This window comes from Streptomyces sp. CLV115, assembly GCF_038448545.1.
GTDB classification, from domain to species: Bacteria; Actinomycetota; Actinomycetes; order Streptomycetales; family Streptomycetaceae; genus Streptomyces; species Streptomyces sanglieri.
Window position 1 is genome coordinate 1 of the sequence record NZ_JBCEWQ010000121.1, and the last position, 15,597, is coordinate 15,597.

Genomic DNA, 15,597 nt, shown 5'->3' on the forward strand with positions numbered 1-15,597 from the left:
GCCGGGGGGAGCCAGGGCCGAGTGCCTGGGCCAGGGGCACCCGGCACCCTCACGCCGCACGCCTCATGCCTCACGCGGGGGCGAAGAGCACCTTCGACGAGCCGGGGTCCGCCCTGGTCAGCCTGACCCGCAGCCGCTCCCCCAGCGGGAGTTTCGTGTCGCCGCCGTCGATCCGGGCGACCACCGCCGGGTCGTCGATGTGGACGGTGCCGGTGGTGGGTTCCTGGTCCGCCACGTCGACGACGTACGCGTCGAAGATCTCGCCGATCCGGTCCTTGAGCAGCGCGGCCTCGACCAGGTCGACGCACTCGCGCTCGACGGTGTTGGCGCGTCCGGTGCCGTCCGCCATCTCCTTCGGCAGGCCGGGCAGTGCGGCGCGTACCCACTCCGGCGGTTCCCGTTCGGCGACGGCGGCCAGGCACAACTCGGCCGCGTACCGGTCCACCAGGCGGCGCAGCGGGGCGGTGCAGTGCGTGTAGAGGTCGGCGACGGCGGCGTGGACGGCGGGGGTGGGGAGTTCGCCGTGGTCGAAGACGGTGTAGCCGGCGCCGCGCAGCAGGGTGGTGCACTCCTGGAGAAACGCGGCGTGGTCGGCCCTGTTCGGGTCGAGGGAGCGGACGACCTGGGCGTACGGGACGTGGTGCGGCCAGTCGATGTGCAGTGCGTCGGCCGAGCGGCGCAGCCGGGCCACGGCGCCGTCCGGGGCGACCGGCAGCGTGCGCAGGATGCCGGTGCCGGTCTCGGCCATGAGGTGGGCGGCGGCCATGCCGGTCAGCAGGGAGAGCTGGGCGTTCCAGCCGTCGGCGGGCAGCGGGGCGCGGAATTCGAGGCCGTACGTGCCGTCGTGCGCGACGATCTGCTGCTCGGGCACATTGAGGGAAATGCCGCCGCGGGCGACCTCCTGCTCCTCGCGGAGCCGTCCGATGTCGCGGAGCAGGGCGAGGGACTCCTCGGCGGTGCCGGTGTCGATCTGCCGCTGGACGCCCGCGTAGTCGAGTTTGGCGCGGCTGCGGACGAGGGCCCGGCGCACCGAGGTGGCGACGACCCCGCCCTCGGTGTCGAGGTCGATCCGCCAGAGCGCGGCGGGGCGGGTCTGCCCCGGCAGGAGGCTGGCGGCGCCCTCGGAGAGCAGGGTGGGGTGGAGCGGCACCCTGCCGTCGGGGAAGTAGAAGGTCGTCACCCGGCGGTGGGCCTCGGTGTCGAGCGCTCCGCCGGGACGTACGAAGGCGGCGACGTCGGCGATGGCGTAGTGCACCCGGTAGCCGTGCCGGCGGCGTTCGAGGTGCATGGCCTGGTCGAGGTCGGTCGAGGTGGGCGGGTCGATGGTGAGGAACGGCAGGTCCGTCGCGTCCTCGTGGGCCGATACCGCCGGGTCCTTCGCCGCCTGTGCCGCTTCGGCGAGGACCTCGGCCGGGAAGTCGTGCGGGAGGCCGAGCTCGGTGCGCAGTTCGCGCAGGGACGCCCTCAGCGGGGTGTCGGCCGGCCCGGTCATGCGGAGATGGCGGCGGGGCATGGACCGAGCGTAGGTCGGGGCGGGGCGGGCGGCATCCCGGGCGGTGGCCCGCCCGGACAGCGGCCGGGGTGGCGGCGTGGCCGGGTGGTGGTGCGGGAGACGGCGTGGCCGGGCGGCGGCCCGTACGCCCGGATGGCGGCGCGGAAGGCGGCGCGGCCCCGCCGGCATCGCCGTGACCGGACGCCCGGATGGTGGCGCGGAAGGCGGCGCGGCCCCGCCGGCATCGCCGTGACCGAGCGGCCGGATGGTGGCGCGGAAGGCGGCGCGGCCGGACAGCGGCCCGGGCATCCCGGGCGACGCGGCCGGCGACGGCGCGGCCAAGTGGCGGCGTGGCCGGGCGGCGGCCCGGGTGGGCCCGCCGTCCCCGTACGCTGGCGCGGGGGAACCGGTCCCGCCCCCGACCGTGCGTACGAAGGAGAACCGCCGTGCTCGTGCTGTTGCCGCCCTCCGAAGGAAAGGCCGCCTCGGGGCGCGGTGCTCCCCTGAAGCCGGAGTCGCTGTCGCTGCCCGGCCTGGCCGAGGCGCGGGCGGCGGTGCTCGACGAGCTGGTCGAGCTGTGCACGGCGGACGAGGAGAAGGCCCGCGAGGTGCTCGGGCTGAGCGAGGGGCTGCGCGGCGAGATCGCGAAGAACGTGGAGCTCCGGACGGCCGGGACGCGTCCGGCCGGGGAGATCTACACGGGAGTGCTGTACGACGCGCTGGGCCTGGCCTCCCTGGACGCCGCGGCCAGGCGGCGGGCCGGGAAGTCGCTGCTGGTCTTCTCCGGGCTGTGGGGCGCCGTGCGGGTGGGCGACCGGATTCCGTCGTACCGCTGCTCGATGGGCGTGAAGCTGCCGGGGCTGGGCGCGCTCGGGGCGTACTGGCGTGACCCGATGGCGCGGGTGATGCCGGAGGCGGCCGGCGACGGGCTGGTCCTGGACCTGCGGTCCTCCGCGTACACCGCTGCGTGGAAGCCGAAGGGCGAGGTGGCGGAGCGCACGGCGAGCGTGCGGGTGCTGCACTCCCAGCTGGTGGACGGGGTCGAGAAGCGGTCGGTGGTCAGCCACTTCAACAAGGCGACGAAGGGGCGGCTGGTCCGCGATCTGCTGGTCTCGGGCGCGCGGCCGAAGGGGCCCGCGGAGCTGGTGGAGGCCCTGCGCGAGCTCGGGTACACGGTGGAGGCCGAGGTTCCGGCGCGGGCCGGGCGGGCGTGGTCGATCGATGTGGTGGTGACGGAGATCCACTGAGCCGACGGCCTCCTCACGGCGGGCCGCCGAATCGCACGCGTTGCATCATGCGCAACGCTCGTTGCGTACGGTGCGTTCGGCGCGGCAAGATGAGCGCATGACCTCCTCTGTGCTGGACCTCGCCCCCGTTGTGCCCGTAGTCGTCCTGGAGGACGCCGCCGACGCGGTGCCGCTCGCCCGGGCCCTGGTCGCGGGCGGCCTCCCGGCCATCGAGGTGACGCTGCGCACCGCCGCGGCACTGGACGCGATCGGGGCGATCGCGGCCGAGGTGCCGGACGCGGTGGTCGGTGCCGGCACCGTGATCTCCGGGCGGAACGTCTCCGACACCGTCGCCGCGGGCGCCCGGTTCCTGGTCAGCCCCGGCTGGACGGACCGGCTGCTGGACGCGATGAAGGCCTCGGGGGTGCCGTTCCTGCCGGGCGTCTCCACGACGTCCGAGGTGGTCGCGCTGCTGGAGCGCGGGGTCACCGAGATGAAGTTCTTCCCGGCCGAGGCGGCCGGCGGCACGGCGTACCTGAAGGCACTCTCCGCGCCGCTTCCGCAGGCCCGGTTCTGCCCGACCGGCGGCATCTCGCTCGCCTCGGCGCCGTCCTACCTGGCGCTGCCCAACGTGGGCTGTGTGGGCGGGAGTTGGATGGTCCCGGCCGATGCGGTCGCGGCGAAGGACTGGGCGCGGGTGGAGCGGCTGGCGAGCGAGGCGGCGGCGCTGCGCGGCTGATTCCACCGCCGCCTGCGGCGCAGTTGTCTCCCGGCCTCGCCCCGCTTCCCCGCTTCCCGGAACCGGGGCTCCGCCCCTACCGCAGGTGTGACGTGTCGTTCAGCAGCCTCACCGACGCGTTGCCGTCCGCGTAGTACGCCACCGCGGAGACCGAGGCCGCCGAGAGTTCCATCCGGAACATGGCCTCCGGCGGGGCGCCGAGCGCCAGCCGGACCAGGGTCTTGATCGGCGTCACATGGGTGACCAGCAGGACCGTGCGGCCCGCGTAGCGGGTGGTGAGGCGGTCGCGGGTGGCCGAGACGCGGCGGGCGACCTCGGCGAAGCTCTCGCCGCCGCCGGTGGGGGCCACCTTCGCGGAGGCCAGCCAGGCGTCCAGGTCGGCGCCGTACCGCTCCCGTACCTCGGCGAACGTCAGCCCTTCCCAGGCACCGAAGTCCGTCTCGCGCAGGCCCTCCTCGATCCGGACCTCCAGACCGAGCCGGGCCGCCACCGCGGCCGCCGTCTCGCGGCAGCGGCGCAGCGGGGAGCTGACGATCTCCTCGACCGTGCCGCGGTCGGCCAGCGAACGGGCGATGCGCTCGGCCTGGTGGCGGCCGGCCGCCGAGAGCTCGGGGTCGCTGCCACCGCTGCCGGAGAACCGCTTCTCCGGGGTGAGGGCGGTCTCGCCGTGCCGGAGCAGTACGAAGGTGGCGGGCGCCCCGAGATCGGGCGCCACGCCCCAGCCGACCTGCGGGGCCGCCGGGGAGGCCGCGGCCGGCCGGGAGGCCAGGGCCGCGCGGGCCTTCGCCGCACCCGCCGCCGCGTCACCGGGCGGGCCGGAGACCGGCGGCAGGGCCGAGGCCGCCGAGGTCCGGGGGGTGTCGAGGGAGGCCGTCGACGCCGACGGCTCCCACTGCCTGCCGCGCTTGCCCGCGTCCATCGCCTCGTTGGCGAGCCGGTCCGCGTGCTTGTTCTTCTCGCGCGGGATCCACTCGTACGTGACGGCGGAGGCCGGCAGGATCCTGGCGGCCTCCGCCGCGAGCGGCTTCATGTCGGGGTGCTTGATCTTCCAGCGGCCCGACATCTGTTCGACGACCAGCTTGGAGTCCATCCGGACCCGCACCTGGAGCGCGCCGTCCGCCGAGGCGTCCGGCACCAGCGCCTTCGCCGCCCTCAGGCCCGCGATGAGGCCCTTGTACTCGGCGACGTTGTTCGTCGCGACGCCGATGTACTCGGCCGCCTCGGCGAGGGTCTCCCCCGTCGCCGGATCGATGACCACCGCTCCGTAACCGGCGGGCCCGGGGTTGCCCCGGGATCCGCCGTCGGCCTCGATGACGAACTGGCGCGGCTGGGGCATTACAGGCCCGACTCCGAGGTGCGGACCAGGATGCGGTGGCAGTTCTCGCAGCGCAGGACGGTGTCCGGGGACGCCGCCTTCACGTCGTTGACCTCGGTGATGTTCAGTTCGAGGCGGCAGCCCTCGCAGCGGCGCTGGTAGAGGCGGGCGGCGCCGACCCCGCCCTGCTGGGCGCGGAGCTTGTCGTACAGCTTCAGCAGGTCCGCGGGGACGGAACCGGCGACGACCTCGCGCTCCTTGGTGACGGTCGCGGCCTGCTCGTCGAGCTCCTCGGTCGCGGCGTCGCGGCGGGCGGTCGCGTCGTCGGCCTTGGCCTGGACGGCGGAGACCCGGTCGGACAGCTCGGTGACACGCTCCTGGGCGGACTCGCGGCGCTCCATCACTTCAAGGACGACGTCCTCCAGGTCGCCCTGGCGCTTGGCGAGCGAGGCGATCTCGCGCTGGAGGCTCTCCAGGTCCTTCGGCGAGGTGACCGCGCCGGAGTCGAGACGCTGCTGGTCGCGGGCGGAGCGCTGGCGCACCTGGTCGACGTCCTGCTCGGCCTTGGTCTGCTCGCGGGCGGTGTCGCTCTCCTCGGTCTGCGAGGCGACCAGCAGGTCGCGCAGTTGCGAGAGGTCGCTGGTGAGCGACTCGATCTCGGCGTGCTCGGGCAGCGACTTGCGCCGGTGCGCGAGCTGCGACAGGCGTACGTCGAGGGCCTGGACGTCGAGGAGTCGGATCTGGTCGGCGGGCGCGGCGTTCAGTTGGGGGCTCCAGAAGAGTGGTGGGTGGTGGTGGTCCAGGGGTCGGTGACCTGCTTCGAGACATGGACCCGAAGGTCCCATCCGTGGCGGTCGGAAATCGCGTCCAGCTGCGCCGCGGCCTGTTCGCACCAGGGCCATTCGGTGGCCCAGTGGGCGGCGTCGATCAGGCCGAGCGGGGAGTGCTGGACGGCTTCGGAGGCCGGGTGGTGGCGCAGGTCGGCGGTGAGAAAGGCGTCGACCCCCGCGGCGCGCACCGCGTCGAAGAGGCTGTCGCCGGAGCCGCCGCTGACCGCGACGGTGCGCACCGTCGCCGCGGGGTCGCCGGCGAGCCGGATGCCCTGCGCGGTGGCGGGCAGCCGGGCTGCCGCGCGGGCGGCGAACTCGGCCAGGGTCTCGGGGTGGTCGAGCACGCAGATCCGGCCGAGGCCGCGCCGCCCCTTCGGGTCGGACGGGTCCGGTACGAGGGGCCCCTCGACGCGCAGGTCGAGGGCGCCGGCCAGGGCGTCGGAGACGCCCGGGTCCGCGGTATCGGCGTTGGTGTGCGCGACGTGCAGCGCGATGTCGTGCTTGATGAGGGTGTGCACGACCCGGCCCTTGAAGGTGTCGGCCGCGACGGTCGTCGTACCCCGCAGGTAGAGGGGGTGGTGGGTGACGATCAGCCGGGCGCCGAGCCGGATCGCCTCGTCGGCGATCTCGTGGACGGGGTCGACGGCGAAGAGCACGCGGTCGACGACGGCGTCGGGGTCTCCGCAGACGGTGCCGACCGCGTCCCAGCCTTCGGCCCGCTCGGGCGGCCAGAGAGCGTCGAGCTCGGCGAGGACATCAGACAGACGGGGCACAAGCAAAGGCTACCTGCCCTGTGTGCCCCGCCGCCCATGGCTGTGGCGGTCCGTGCGGACCGCCACATTCTGCTCGGTGACGGTTACTTCACGAGGTCGGCGCGGAGGTCGTCGAGGACCAGGTCCGCGGCCGTGACACCGAGGCCGAGGTACCAGGTCTCGTCGGAGACGTTCTTGGCCCGGCCCTCCTTGACGGCCTTGAGGTTCTTCCACAGCGGGTTGGCCTGCGTGGTGTCCCGCTTGGTGGCCTTCACGTCGCCGTAGACACCGGTGAAGATCCAGTCGGCGTCGGCCTCGTCGATCTTCTCCGGGCTGATCTCCGCGGCAAGGTCGTCGATCTGCTGGTTCTTGGGCCGCGGCAGACCGGCGTCGTCGAGGATCGTGCCGATGAAGGACGCCTTGGCGTAGAGGCGGATGCGGTCCGGCAGGTAGCGGACCATGGAGATGGTCGGCTTGTCCGGGCCGATGTCCTCGCCGAGCTTCTTCGCCTTCGCCTCGTAGGCGCCGAGCTCGCTCTCGGCCTTGGCGGTCCTGTCCAGCGCCGCGGCATTGAGGAGGTAGTTCTCCTTCCAGGTGAAGCCCGGGCGGATGGAGAACACGGTCGGCGCGATCTTGGAGAGCGCGTCGTACTTGTCGGCGGCGCGCAGCTGGCTGCCGAGGATCAGGTCGGGCTTCAGGCCGGCGATCGCCTCAAGGTTGAGGTTGTTGATCGTGCCGACGTTCTTCGGGTTGCCCGCGTCCTTCTTCAGGTACGAGGGGATGGCCGCGTCGCCCTCGGAGGGGGCGTAGCCGACCGGCTTCACACCCAGCGACACGACGTTGTCGAACTCGCCGACGTCCAGCACGACGACGCGCTTGGGGGCGGACTTGAGCTCCGTCTTGCCCATGGCGTGGGTGAGGGTCCGGGGGAACTGGCCCGCCTTGGCGTCCGTCCCGTACGCCGCCGTCTTCTTCGCGGCGTCGCCGAAGTCCTTGCCGCCCGTGGCGACGGCGGCCTTCTTGTCGCCACCCTCCGACTTGGCCGAACCGTCCGACTTGCCGTCGTCGCTCCCGCAGGCCGAGAGGGAGAGGGCGGCGGCCACCGCCAGGCCGACTGCGGCGGTACCGCGGCGACGAAGGGACATCACTTGCTCCATTTGTAAGGGTCACACAGGTATTGCTTAGGGATGCCTAACCTTACGCATCCTCCTTGTGCCCAGCACAGTCACCCCCTCCTTCTCAGGCGAATCAGGGCATCGCCACCCTTATGTGTGAAGAGGCGGGGCTCGCGTTGTTCGGCAGGAAGTGCGAAAACTACCTTCGGTTGCCGGAGGTGATCAGTCCATGACTGCCTGTGCCATCGAGAACGAGACCGCGGAGGCGTCCGGGGCCTTCCCGGACGCCGAGGGCGCCGGGAACACCGGAGAAACGGTCCTGGGGGACAGCTCGCCGGACGATCCGCCGGAAGGCCCCGGCGGACCGGGCGGAGCGCCCCCGGGGACGTCTCCCGTCGCGCTCGCCGGCCCGTCTCCCGTCGCGCCCGCGTTCACGCTCTCCGCGGACGGCTCGTACGCGGCCCGGCTCGCGCTCGCGCAGGTGACGGCGGACCCGTCCGGTGGGGCGGGCGGGGCATGGTTCGTGGAGCGCTGGACGCTCGACGGGCACGAGCCGTACGCCGTGCCGCTCCCCCTGGACCAGCCGGAGGAGCCGGACTCCGAGGTGCTGCCGCTGGCCGACGGGCGGGTGCTGATCCGGCGCCGGGTGGCGGACCGGCACACGGTGTCGCTGCTCTATCCGACCGGCCCGGGGACCGGCGAACTCCCGCTCGGCACGGTCGAATGCGCGGAGCTGGCCCTGCTGCCGCCGTCGCCGGACGGCGTGAGCGCGTACGCGCTGTCGGCCAGTCCGCGCGCCACCTCCGTCTGGCGGGTTTCGGGCGGCGCCTTCGGACCCGAGCTGGCCGCGGAGGTTCCGGGGCGCTGCTCCGGCGGTGTCTGGCTGGACCGGGCGGGCCGGATGCTGGCCCTGGACCGGGAGATGCCGGGCGGCGGCCCGGTCAAGGCGGTCGCCGTGGACCTGGAGCGCGGCGGCGAGGTGACGCCGCTGCTGCAGATCGCCCCGGACAGCAACGACCGGCTGCTGCTCGCCGACCCGGACAGCGGACTGCTGATGATCCGTTCGGACGCGCCGGGGCACGACCGGCTGGGGTGGGGGGTGCTCGGCAGCTGCCTGCCGGTGCGCTTCCCGGAGTGCCTGCGCCCGGCCGATGCGGCGGTGACGCCGTTCGCCGTGCAGCCGGGCCAGATGCTGATGCCGGAGAGCTGCGCGGTGGCGCTGCGGATCGACGGCTCGGCGGGCAGGTGGGTCGGGGTGTGGCGTCCGGCCGGACGCCGGCTGCATCAACACGCCGCGCCCGCGGGGTGGCGGGCCGGACGCGGCGTGTGGACCCGGGACGGTGTGCTCAGACTCCCGTACGCGGACGGGGCCGTGGCGTGCGGCGTGGCCCTGCTGGAGGCACCGGCGGACGAGGAACCCGGCGGGTGGCCGTCGTCGGGACGCGGCGCGGGAAGCGGTATGCAACCGTCCGGCGGCGCCGTGCCTCTACCCGTGTGCAAGCCGGTTCCACTGGGGCAGGCGCCTCTCACGGGGCGCATGGTGCCTGGTTAAAATCTGGGTCCGGGCCACGCAGTCGTGTCCGACGGTCGCCGGTGGTGACCGTGCGGGGGCGCGGCCGGCGTGATCGGCCCCGGGACACACATGCAAGCGATCACAACGGGGTGACTTCCCATCATGTCTGAAGCCCGAACCGACACGACCCAGACGCGTCCGGAGGACGCCGACCGGGCCGAAGCCGGCGGCTACGGAAAGCACCGAGGGGGTGAGTCGATGGACGACACGTCTGCACAGCCGCACGGCCGCCACCGCCGCCCCTCCGAGGTGGACGGCCGGGCGGCCTGACCGCGCGGAACATCGACGAACGAGGGACGGGTGGGCCCCGGCGGCCGGACGGCTGCCGGGTCCCACCCGTTTCCCGACGCGGTGGTCAGCCCCGCTTCAGGCCGAGCACCTCGGCCGCGGCGAAGGTCTCGTTCGGCGGACGGTCCTCGTAGTACGGAGAGATCAGCTCGTCGAGTTCGTCGAAGGAGAACGTCTCCTTCGACGAGTCGAACTTCGCCGCCACCCTGGGGCGTTCGACGATCGCGACCATCCCGCCGTGCACCACGAGCAGCTGCCCGTTGACCTTGGCGGCGGCCGGGGAGGCCAGATAGCCGACCAGCGGCGCGACATGCTCGGGAGCGAGCGCGTCGAGCCGGCCGTCCGCCGGTTCCTGGAAGCCCGCGAAGACGTCCTCGGTCATCCTGGTGCGGGCCCGCGGGCAGATGACGTTGGCGGTGACGCCGTACCTGGCCAGGGCCAGGGCCGTGGAGGTGGTGAGGCCGACGATGCCGCCCTTGGCCGCCGCGTAGTTCGGCTGGCCCGCCGAACCTGCCAGGAACGCCTCCGACGAGGTGTTGACGATCCGTCCGTGCACCGGTCCGCCGGACTCCTTGGAGCGGGTGCGCCAGTGCGCGGCGGCGAAGTGCGTGGTGTTGAAGTGACCCTTGAGATGGACCCTGATGACCGAGTCCCACTCGTCCTCGGTCATCGAGAAGATCATCCGGTCGCGCAGGATGCCCGCGTTGTTGACCAGGATGTCGAGCTTTCCGTAGGTGTCGACGGCCAGCTCCACCAGGGCGCGGGCCTGTTCGTGGTCGGAGACGTCGCCGAGGTGCGCGACCGCCCGGCCGCCCGCGGCCCGGATCTCCTCGGCGACCTCCTCGGCGGGCGTCGCGGACGCCTCGCCGGAGCCGTCGCGGCCCGGCTGCCCGTAGTCGTTGACGACCACGGCCGCGCCCAGCCCCGCCAGTTCCAGCGCTTCGGCGCGTCCGAGGCCGCGGCCGGCGCCGGTGACGATCGCGGACATGCCGTCCAGGGGAAGTGACATCGGAATCTCTCCAGTCCTCTCGGGAGGGGCGGGGCAGGGATCAGAGCTCGACGCAGGTGCGCAGCGACTCGCCGGTCCGCATCTGGTCGAGCGCGTCGTTGATCCCGTCGAGCCGCACCCGGTGGGTGATCATCGATTCGAGGTCGATCCGGCCGGCCCGCCAGAGCGCGATGGCCCGTTCGTACGAGCGGAGCACGTCGCCTCCCCCGTACATGGAGGGCAGGATCCGCTTCTCGTCGAAGAACAGCTCGAACATGTTGACCTGGAAGTTGTCGTCCATCGCGCCCGCGCCGACGATGCACAGGGTGCCGCCGCGCCGGGTGTGCTCGTACGCCGTGCGGGCGGTGGCCGACTTGCCGACGACCTCGAAGACGTAGTCGAAGCCCTCGCCCGCGGTGACCCGCTGCTTGGCGTCGGCGAACTCGTCGGGCGACACCGCCTCGGTCGCGCCGAACCGCAGCGCCGCCTCGCGCCGGGAGGCGACCGGGTCCACGGCCACGATCTGGGCGGCGCCCTGCACCCTGGCGCCCTGGACGGTGGAGATGCCGACGCCGCCGCAGCCGATCACCGCGACCGACGAACCGGCCTCCACCTTCGCTGTGTTGATCGCGGCGCCGAGTCCGGTGGTCACCCCGCAGCCGATCAGCGCGGCGATCTCGAACGGCACGTCGTCGGGGATCGGCACCGCGCAGCCCGCGCCGACGACGACCTCCTCGGTGAAGGTTCCGGTGCCCGCGAAGCCGAACACGTCGCCGCCGGGGCGCTTGAAGTTGGGGGTGCCCGCGTTCATGAAGCCGGCCAGGCAGAGCTGGGTCTGGCCGCGCCTGCAGGACGGGCACGTCCCGCAGGCGGGCAGCCAGCAGACCAGCACCCGGTCCCCGGCGCTCAGTCCGGTGACGCCGTCGCCGACGTCCATGACCTCGCCGGCCCCCTCGTGGCCCGGGATGAACGGGGCGGGCTGCGGCAGCACCCCGCTCATCGCGGAGACATCGGAGTGGCACAGTCCGGTGGCCCGGATACGGAGCCTGACCTTGCCGGGGCCGAAGCCCACCGCCTCTACGTCGTCGAGTACTTCGAGTTTGTCCTGGCCGATCTCGTGCAGTACGGCTGCGCGCATGGTGCGGCTCCCCTCATGGGCGGGTGGAACGTGGGCCCGCGGGCCTCTTGGAGTCGGTCCGGGGCGGTTCAGGAGTGTTCGACGAAGGTGTCGCCGAGGACAGGCGCGTCGTCCCGCTCCACGGCCTTCACCTCGACCCGTACCTGGTCCCCGGCGGTCCACATCTCGATGCGGAGGGTCTCGCCGGGGAAGACGATCCCGGTGAAACGGGTGCGGCAGGAGCGGATCCGGGTCACATCGCCGCCCAGGACCGTGTCGGTGACGGCCTTGAGCGTCATGCCGTAGGTGCACAGTCCGTGCAGGATCGGCCGGTCGAAGCCGGCCAGCGCGGCGAATTCGGGGTCGGCGTGCAGCGGGTTCCAGTCCCCGGACAGGCGGTAGAGCAGTGCCTGGTCCGGGCGGACGGGCCGCCGCACGATGTGGTCCGGGGCGGCCTCGGGGCGGGCGACCCGTTCGGAGGGCCCGCGTTCACCGCCGAAGCCGCCCTCGCCCCGGACGTAGATCTGGGCGTCGTTGGTCCACAGCGGGCCCTCCTCGTCGGCGGCCTCGGTGCGCAGCACCAGCACGGCCGCCTTGCCCTTGTCGTACACCGCGGCGACCTTCGAGGTCTGTACGGCGCTGCCGCTCACCGGGATCGGCCGGTGCACCCGTACGCTCTGCCCGCCGTGCAGGACGGCGGCGAGGTCGATGTCGATGCCGGGCGAGGAGAGTCCGCCGACGACGCCCGCGCCGGCGCCCGCGACGGTGGCGAAGGAGGGCAGCACCTGGAGCCGGGACTCCAGTGTGTAGCGCAGTTCGTCGGGGTGGGTCGCGGCATCGGCCCGGTCGGGGTCGAAGCCGGCGCCGATCCCGAGGTGGTAGAGCTGGACGTCCTTGTGGCCCCAGCTGATCCGGGTGGAGCGGGGTTCGGCGGCGAGAGCCTTTTCGGCATCAATGGGCATGGGAGAGCTGCTCCTTGATGGTGGGAAGACCTCGGCGCGGCCGTCCGCACCGTCGGCCGCACCGAGGTCGCGCGGGACCGGCCACCACGCCCGTTCTAGAACGCGTTCTAGCCGATGAACCCATGTATAACGCAGCGCTCAGCAGTTGTGAAGACCGATGCTGACGCTGCGTCAGATCCATTCGGCGACCGGCGGCCCGGCCATGACATTTGTCATGGCGAAGTCCGTACACACCTGTCTGCCGGGGCCCGGCCGATCTCCGTAACGTCATGCCCATGAAACAGACAACGGGGAACGGAGCCGCGGTGGAACTCACCGGGGTGGTCAAGACCTTCGGCCGGGCGGGGCGCAGCGTACGGGCCGTGGACGGGGTCGATCTGTCCATCGGCCGCGGCGAGACCGTCGCCCTGCTCGGCCGCAACGGGGCGGGCAAGTCCAGCACCGTCCGGCTGCTGCTCGGCCTCGACCAGCCGGATTCGGGCACGGTACGGGTGCTGGACCGGGACGCGGAGCACGCGGTGCGGGACGGTCTGGTCGGCGCCATGCTCCAGGACGGGCGGCCCATCCAGCGGGTCACCGTCCGCGAGCTGGTCGACTTCGTCGCCTCGACGTATCCGGAGCCGATGCCGGTCGCCGAGGCGCTCGCGCTGGCGGGGATGGGCGACTACGCGAACCGGCGCGTCGACAAGCTCTCCGGTGGCCAGACCCAGCGCGTCCGCTTCGCCGTGGCGCTGGCCGGCAATCCGGAGCTGATCGTCCTGGACGAGCCGACCGCCGCCCTGGACGTGGAGGCCCGCCGCACTTTCTGGGACTCGATGCGGGCCTACGCCCGGCGCGGCAACACCGTCCTGTTCTCCACCCACTATCTGGAGGAGGCGGACGAGAACGCCGACCGGATCGTCGTCATCGACCGGGGCCGGATCGTCGCGAACGGCACCGGCGACATGATCCGCGGATCGGCCGGCCGCGGACTCGTCTCCTTCGATCTGGCGGGCCGTCCGACCGAGGGCCTGGAGCGGCTGCCCGGCGTGGTCACCGTGGAGGTGTCCGGGGACCGGGCGCAGCTGCACACCGACGACTCGGACGCCACCGTCCGGGAGCTGGCCCGCCTGGACGCGATCCGCGGCCTCCAGGTCTCCCGGGTCACACTGGAGGACGCGTTCCTCTCCCTCACCGCACCCGCCGCGGCACCCGTGTCCGACTCCGAGAGGGAGACCGTCTGATGTTCCGCTACATCGTGCTCGAAATCCGCCGGACCCTGCGGGACAGCTCCTTCCTGATCTTCGGGACCGGGATGCCCGTGCTGATGTACCTGCTCTTCACCAACATCGGCGGCGGCAACGACGTCGACGGCTGGAAGACCGCCTCGATGGTCGGCATGGCCGCGTACGGGGCGCTGGGCTCCGCCATGTCGATCGGTACGGGGGTCGCCTCCGACAAGACGCTCGGCTGGCTGGAGCAGCTGCGGGTCACCCCGCTCGCGCCCGCGCAGGCGGTCGTGGGCCGGGCGATCAGCGGCTCGGTGACGGTGCTGCCGACGATCGTGACGGTGCTGCTGGCCGGCGGGCTGCTCAACGGGGTGCGGCTGGAGGCCTGGCAGTGGATCGCGCTGGCGCTGCTGCTGTGGATCGGCGCGCTGCCGTTCACCATGCTCGGCCTCGGCAACGGCTACCGGCTCACCCCGCAGGGCACCGGAGTGGTCAATGTGGCCTGTCTGATGGGCTTCGGGATCGTCGGCGGGCTGTGGTTCCCGCTGGACCTGCTGCCCGGGTGGCTGCGCTCCATCGGCAGGTTCACCCCGGCCAACCGCTTCGCCGACCTGGGCTGGGCCACCACCGAGGGCCACGCGCCGGGCGCCGGCACCATCGCGGTGCTGTGCGGATGGCTCCTGTTGTTCGGTACGTACGCCGTGATCTCGTACCGTCGGTCCGCGAGGACCGTGTGACAGGAGTGGACATGCCCAGGAACCGAACGGGTACGCCCGGGAGCGGGCGGCCGCGCCGGTGGCGCCGGCGCAAGGGGGACGGCGAGCGGCGCCCGGGCCCGCCCGGCCCGTACGCCCTGCTGCCCTGGCTGCTGATGGGCCTGGGTTCCTTCTCCAATCTCTTCCAGGGCGAGGCGGCCAACCCCTGGCTCGGCGGTCTCGGGCTGCTCGCCTTCAACTCCCTCTACGTCTCGGTGGTGTTCCGCGGCTTCGACCGGAGGAAGCGGGAGAGCCCGGTGTCGTACTGGCTGCTCGCCGCGATGACCGCGGTCACCCTGGCGCTCGCGATCGGCTACGGCGGGAGCTGGCTGCTGTTCTTCCCGTTGCTCTCGCTGGCCTGCGGTGCCGTCCTGCGCAACCGGCAGCTGGCGGTCGGCGTGCTCACGCTCGCCGTGGTCGCCACCGCCGTGGCGGTGTGGCGCGGCAGCGGCAGCTCGGACCCGTGGACGATCGGTTACGGCACTTTCATCTCGGGCGCGGTGACGGCCGCGATACTCACCCTCGCGGAGACCGTGATGGAGCTGCGCGCCACCCGGCAGGAACTGGCCCGCTCCGCCGTCGAGAAGGAGCGGCTGCGCTTCTCGCGCGATCTGCACGATCTGCTGGGCCACACGCTCTCCGTGATCGTGGTCAAGTCGGAGGCCGCCCGCCGGCTCGCGCCCCGCGACATGGACGCGGCGCTCCTCCAGGTCGCCGACATCGAGTCCGTCGGCCGGCAGGCCCTCACCGAGATCCGTGAGGCGGTCACCGGCTACCGGGAGGGCAGCCTGGCCACCGAACTGGACCGGGCCCGCTCGGCGCTGACCGCCGCCGGGATCGAGCCGGTGGTCCGCCGCTCGGGATCACCGCTCACCCCGCAGACCGAGGCCCTGCTGGGCTGGGTGGTACGGGAGGCCGTCACCAACGTCGTACGCCACTCCCACGCGACCACCTGCTCGTTCGTGCTCGACGGCACGGCCGAACGGGTCCGGCTGACGGTCACCGACGACGGCAGCGGCCCCGATCGGGACGCCCCGGCCACACCCGGTGTCGGGGGCACCGGGCTGACCGGCCTCACCGAGCGCCTGGCCGCGTCGGGAGGCAGCCTCCGGGCGGGCCCGGCGCCGGATCGCGGTTTCGTGGTCACGGCGGAGCTGCCGGTGGACGGACCGGGCCCGACGGACGAGGAGACCGTCCCCGGCCCCGCCCCGGGCCATACGCTGGAACGGTGAACGAG

At 73.0% G+C, this 15,597-nt stretch carries 15 protein-coding genes; 7 read left to right on the plus strand and 8 right to left on the minus strand.

Annotated elements, in window-relative coordinates:
• Positions 1–70: 70 nt before the first annotated feature.
• Positions 71–1,513, minus strand: a complete 1,443-nt coding sequence (locus AADR41_RS30815) for an RNB domain-containing ribonuclease (protein ID WP_342284827.1) — start codon at positions 1,511–1,513, stop codon at positions 71–73.
• Between the two features lie 425 nt (positions 1,514–1,938).
• Here AADR41_RS30815 and yaaA point away from each other — a divergent pair, with 425 nt between their 5' ends.
• Both yaaA and eda read left to right on the plus strand, forming a co-directional pair.
• Positions 1,939–2,739 carry a peroxide stress protein YaaA gene (gene yaaA / locus AADR41_RS30820; RefSeq protein ID WP_342284828.1) on the plus strand — a complete coding sequence of 267 codons (801 nt, stop codon included), beginning with the start codon at positions 1,939–1,941 and terminating at the stop codon, positions 2,737–2,739.
• Positions 2,740–2,836: 97 nt separating this feature from the next.
• Complete coding sequence (gene eda, locus AADR41_RS30825) at positions 2,837–3,457, plus strand: bifunctional 4-hydroxy-2-oxoglutarate aldolase/2-dehydro-3-deoxy-phosphogluconate aldolase (RefSeq protein ID WP_342284829.1); 621 nt, start codon at positions 2,837–2,839, stop codon at positions 3,455–3,457.
• Between the two features lie 76 nt (positions 3,458–3,533).
• Here the strand turns inward: eda and AADR41_RS30830 are convergent, their stop codons facing one another.
• From AADR41_RS30830 to AADR41_RS30845, 4 genes are all read right to left on the minus strand, one after another.
• The gene (locus AADR41_RS30830; protein ID WP_342284830.1) at positions 3,534–4,793 is read right to left on the minus strand and encodes a bifunctional RNase H/acid phosphatase; all 1,260 of its coding nucleotides are present in this window, start codon (positions 4,791–4,793) and stop codon (positions 3,534–3,536) included.
• A complete protein-coding gene (locus AADR41_RS30835) occupies positions 4,793–5,536 on the minus strand; it encodes a zinc ribbon domain-containing protein (protein WP_342284857.1) in 744 nt (247 codons plus the stop codon). The genes AADR41_RS30830 and AADR41_RS30835 overlap by 1 nt, the downstream gene beginning before the upstream one ends.
• Complete coding sequence (locus tag AADR41_RS30840) at positions 5,533–6,375, minus strand: Nif3-like dinuclear metal center hexameric protein (RefSeq protein ID WP_342284831.1); 843 nt, start codon at positions 6,373–6,375, stop codon at positions 5,533–5,535. The genes AADR41_RS30835 and AADR41_RS30840 overlap by 4 nt, the downstream gene beginning before the upstream one ends.
• A gap of 83 nt (positions 6,376–6,458) precedes the next feature.
• A complete protein-coding gene (locus AADR41_RS30845) occupies positions 6,459–7,499 on the minus strand; it encodes an ABC transporter substrate-binding protein (RefSeq protein WP_342284833.1) in 1,041 nt (346 codons plus the stop codon).
• A 199-nt stretch (positions 7,500–7,698) separates the two neighbouring features.
• Here AADR41_RS30845 and AADR41_RS30850 point away from each other — a divergent pair, with 199 nt between their 5' ends.
• A complete protein-coding gene (locus AADR41_RS30850) occupies positions 7,699–9,021 on the plus strand; it encodes a hypothetical protein (RefSeq protein WP_342284834.1) in 1,323 nt (440 codons plus the stop codon).
• 123 nt (positions 9,022–9,144) lie between these two features.
• The gene (locus AADR41_RS30855; RefSeq protein ID WP_342284835.1) at positions 9,145–9,312 is read left to right on the plus strand and encodes a hypothetical protein; all 168 of its coding nucleotides are present in this window, start codon (positions 9,145–9,147) and stop codon (positions 9,310–9,312) included.
• Positions 9,313–9,397: 85 nt separating this feature from the next.
• Here the strand turns inward: AADR41_RS30855 and AADR41_RS30860 are convergent, their stop codons facing one another.
• From AADR41_RS30860 to AADR41_RS30870, 3 genes are all read right to left on the minus strand, one after another.
• Positions 9,398–10,339, minus strand: a complete 942-nt coding sequence (locus tag AADR41_RS30860) for a 3-oxoacyl-ACP reductase (RefSeq protein ID WP_259933564.1) — start codon at positions 10,337–10,339, stop codon at positions 9,398–9,400.
• Positions 10,340–10,379: 40 nt separating this feature from the next.
• Positions 10,380–11,456 carry a Zn-dependent alcohol dehydrogenase gene (locus tag AADR41_RS30865; protein WP_342284837.1) on the minus strand — a complete coding sequence of 359 codons (1,077 nt, stop codon included), beginning with the start codon at positions 11,454–11,456 and terminating at the stop codon, positions 10,380–10,382.
• Between the two features lie 68 nt (positions 11,457–11,524).
• Entirely contained in the window at positions 11,525–12,397 is an 873-nt protein-coding gene (locus tag AADR41_RS30870) for a MaoC/PaaZ C-terminal domain-containing protein (RefSeq protein WP_342284839.1), read from the minus strand.
• A 275-nt stretch (positions 12,398–12,672) separates the two neighbouring features.
• Between AADR41_RS30870 and AADR41_RS30875 the strand changes: the two genes are divergently transcribed.
• From AADR41_RS30875 to AADR41_RS30885, 3 genes are read left to right on the plus strand one after another with little or no spacing between them, the layout of a single operon-like run.
• On the plus strand, positions 12,673–13,620 hold the full coding sequence (locus AADR41_RS30875; RefSeq protein WP_446751132.1) for an ABC transporter ATP-binding protein: 948 nt from the start codon (positions 12,673–12,675) through the stop codon (positions 13,618–13,620).
• Positions 13,620–14,342, plus strand: a complete 723-nt coding sequence (locus AADR41_RS30880; protein ID WP_342284841.1) for an ABC transporter permease — start codon at positions 13,620–13,622, stop codon at positions 14,340–14,342. Before AADR41_RS30875 ends, AADR41_RS30880 begins: the two co-directional genes overlap by 1 nt.
• 11 nt (positions 14,343–14,353) lie before the next feature.
• Positions 14,354–15,592 carry a sensor histidine kinase gene (locus tag AADR41_RS30885; protein WP_342284843.1) on the plus strand — a complete coding sequence of 413 codons (1,239 nt, stop codon included), beginning with the start codon at positions 14,354–14,356 and terminating at the stop codon, positions 15,590–15,592.
• Positions 15,593–15,597 lie beyond the last annotated feature (5 nt).

What these genes read in the sequence shown, in the direction of transcription:
- AADR41_RS30875 (WP_446751132.1), top strand. Translation starts at nt 12,673, where the DNA reads ATGAAACAGACAACGGGGAACGGAGCCGCGGTGGAACTCACCGGGGTG.
- eda (WP_342284829.1), top strand. Translation starts at nt 2,837, where the DNA reads ATGACCTCCTCTGTGCTGGACCTCGCCCCCGTTGTGCCCGTAGTCGTC.
- AADR41_RS30860 (WP_259933564.1), bottom strand. Translation starts at nt 10,339, where the DNA reads ATGTCACTTCCCCTGGACGGCATGTCCGCGATCGTCACCGGCGCCGGC.
- AADR41_RS30850 (WP_342284834.1), top strand. Translation starts at nt 7,699, where the DNA reads ATGACTGCCTGTGCCATCGAGAACGAGACCGCGGAGGCGTCCGGGGCC.
- AADR41_RS30870 (WP_342284839.1), bottom strand. Translation starts at nt 12,397, where the DNA reads ATGCCCATTGATGCCGAAAAGGCTCTCGCCGCCGAACCCCGCTCCACC.
- AADR41_RS30885 (WP_342284843.1), top strand. Translation starts at nt 14,354, where the DNA reads ATGCCCAGGAACCGAACGGGTACGCCCGGGAGCGGGCGGCCGCGCCGG.
- AADR41_RS30855 (WP_342284835.1), top strand. Translation starts at nt 9,145, where the DNA reads ATGTCTGAAGCCCGAACCGACACGACCCAGACGCGTCCGGAGGACGCC.
- AADR41_RS30865 (WP_342284837.1), bottom strand. Translation starts at nt 11,456, where the DNA reads ATGCGCGCAGCCGTACTGCACGAGATCGGCCAGGACAAACTCGAAGTA.
- AADR41_RS30845 (WP_342284833.1), bottom strand. Translation starts at nt 7,499, where the DNA reads ATGTCCCTTCGTCGCCGCGGTACCGCCGCAGTCGGCCTGGCGGTGGCC.
- AADR41_RS30880 (WP_342284841.1), top strand. Translation starts at nt 13,620, where the DNA reads ATGTTCCGCTACATCGTGCTCGAAATCCGCCGGACCCTGCGGGACAGC.
- AADR41_RS30830 (WP_342284830.1), bottom strand. Translation starts at nt 4,793, where the DNA reads ATGCCCCAGCCGCGCCAGTTCGTCATCGAGGCCGACGGCGGATCCCGG.
- AADR41_RS30815 (WP_342284827.1), bottom strand. Translation starts at nt 1,513, where the DNA reads ATGCCCCGCCGCCATCTCCGCATGACCGGGCCGGCCGACACCCCGCTG.